This window comes from Acidisphaera rubrifaciens HS-AP3 (assembly GCF_000964365.1).
Classification (GTDB): Bacteria; Pseudomonadota; Alphaproteobacteria; order Acetobacterales; family Acetobacteraceae; genus Acidisphaera; species Acidisphaera rubrifaciens.
Genome location: NZ_BANB01000551.1, coordinates 1 through 1,543 on the forward strand (window position 1 = coordinate 1; position 1,543 = coordinate 1,543).

Here is a 1,543-nt window from a genome sequence, read left to right on the forward strand (position 1 = left end):
GCGGCCGCCCTCGTCGCGGCCGGCCTGCTGCCCTGATCGCGCGACGCCAACCTCGCTACGCCGCGTCCACCAGCATCAGTCGCCGCCGCGAGGGCACCGCCTGCGCCGGCACCCCGGCATAGACGTCCTTGACCGCCACCGTCACCGTCACGCCGGCGAGGCCCGGCGCCAGACGCCGTCCCGCCCGCTCGGCCGCGCGCACCATGCGCAGCCGAATCCGCGCACCCGGCGGCGGCAGTAGCAGCGGCGGCAGAAACAGCGCCGTGGCCCGCCGTTCGGCGCGGAACATCGACTCCGTCAGCAGCGCGCCGATCTGGCCGGCCGAATAGGGGCGGCCATGGCCGAACGGGGTCGTCTCGCCATGCGCCCACAGCCCCGTGCGGTTCGCGGCCACCACCAGCAACTCGCCGCTGTCCTTCAGCACCCGCCAGACCTCGCGCAGCAGACGGCGGTCGTTCTCGGCATTCTCGAGGGCGTGGACCAGCAGGACGCGGTCGAAACTCAGGTCGGGGAACGGCAGCGCGCCCTCCTCGGCCGTGCAGGCGAGGTTGCGGCCCGGCACCGGCCAGCGGGCACGGCCCATCGGCGCGGGCGAGAGGGCGACGCAGCGCTGGGCGCGGGCCTGCCAGGTGCACAGGAACGGCGCCGCGAAGCCGATGCCGAGCAGCCCGAGCCCGGCGACCGACGCCGCCGGCCACATGACATGGAGTTGCTCCGACAGCAGTCCCGCGGCCAGGACGCCGATCGGGGACTGATAGAACGCGGCCGCCGCCTGCAGTTCCGACATGCACCGATCTATACCACGCCAGCGCGGAAGCGGGGGACCATACCGGTGGCGCCCGCCTTGCTCTATGCTCGACCCATGCCCGTGACCGTCGAACCCGTCCCCATCCTGTCCGACAACTACGCCTGGCTGCTGCGCGACGCCGCGAGCGGCACGGTGGCGATCGTGGACCCGGCGGATGCCGACGCGATCCTTGCGGCACTCGACGCCCGGACCGGCGGGCGGCTCGACCTGATCCTGCTGACACACCATCACGCGGACCACGTGGCCGGGACCGACGCCGTCCGCGCCCGCACCGGCGCGACGGTGATCGGCGCCGCCCGCGACGCTCACCGCCTGCCGAAACTCGACCGCGCGGTGACGGAGGGCGAGACGGTCGCGATCGGCGACAGCCGGGCGACGATCATCGACACGCCCGGCCATACGGTCGGCCACATCGCCTTTCACGTCGCCGGCGACGCCACGGCGCCAGGCGTGCTGCTGTGCGGCGACACGCTGTTCAGCCTCGGCTGCGGCCGGCTGTTCGAGGGGACGGCCGCCGACATGCATGCGAGCCTGCGCAAGCTCGCGGCGCTGCCAGACGACACGCTGGTCTGCTGCGGCCACGAATATACCGAGAGCAACGCCCGCTTCGCCGTCACCGCCGAACCCGACAACGCCGCGCTGCGCGCGCGCGCGGACGAGGTGCGCCGCCTGCGGGCGGCGGGGCGGCCGACGTTGCCGTCGACGATCGGCGCGGAACGGGCGACCAATCCGTTC

Annotated in this window: 2 protein-coding genes; one reads left to right on the forward strand and one right to left on the reverse strand. The window is 73.9% G+C overall.

Annotation, left to right across the window (positions count from 1 at the left end):
* Positions 1-55: 55 nt before the first annotated feature.
* Positions 56-787 carry a methyltransferase domain-containing protein gene (locus B8460_RS14520; protein WP_048862331.1) on the reverse strand — a complete coding sequence of 244 codons (732 nt, stop codon included), beginning with the start codon at positions 785-787 and terminating at the stop codon, positions 56-58.
* A gap of 75 nt (positions 788-862) precedes the next feature.
* Between B8460_RS14520 and gloB the strand changes: the two genes are divergently transcribed.
* Positions 863-1,543: hydroxyacylglutathione hydrolase (gene gloB / locus B8460_RS14525; RefSeq protein ID WP_048862332.1), on the forward strand; the 681-nt coding region annotated here is incomplete at its 3' end.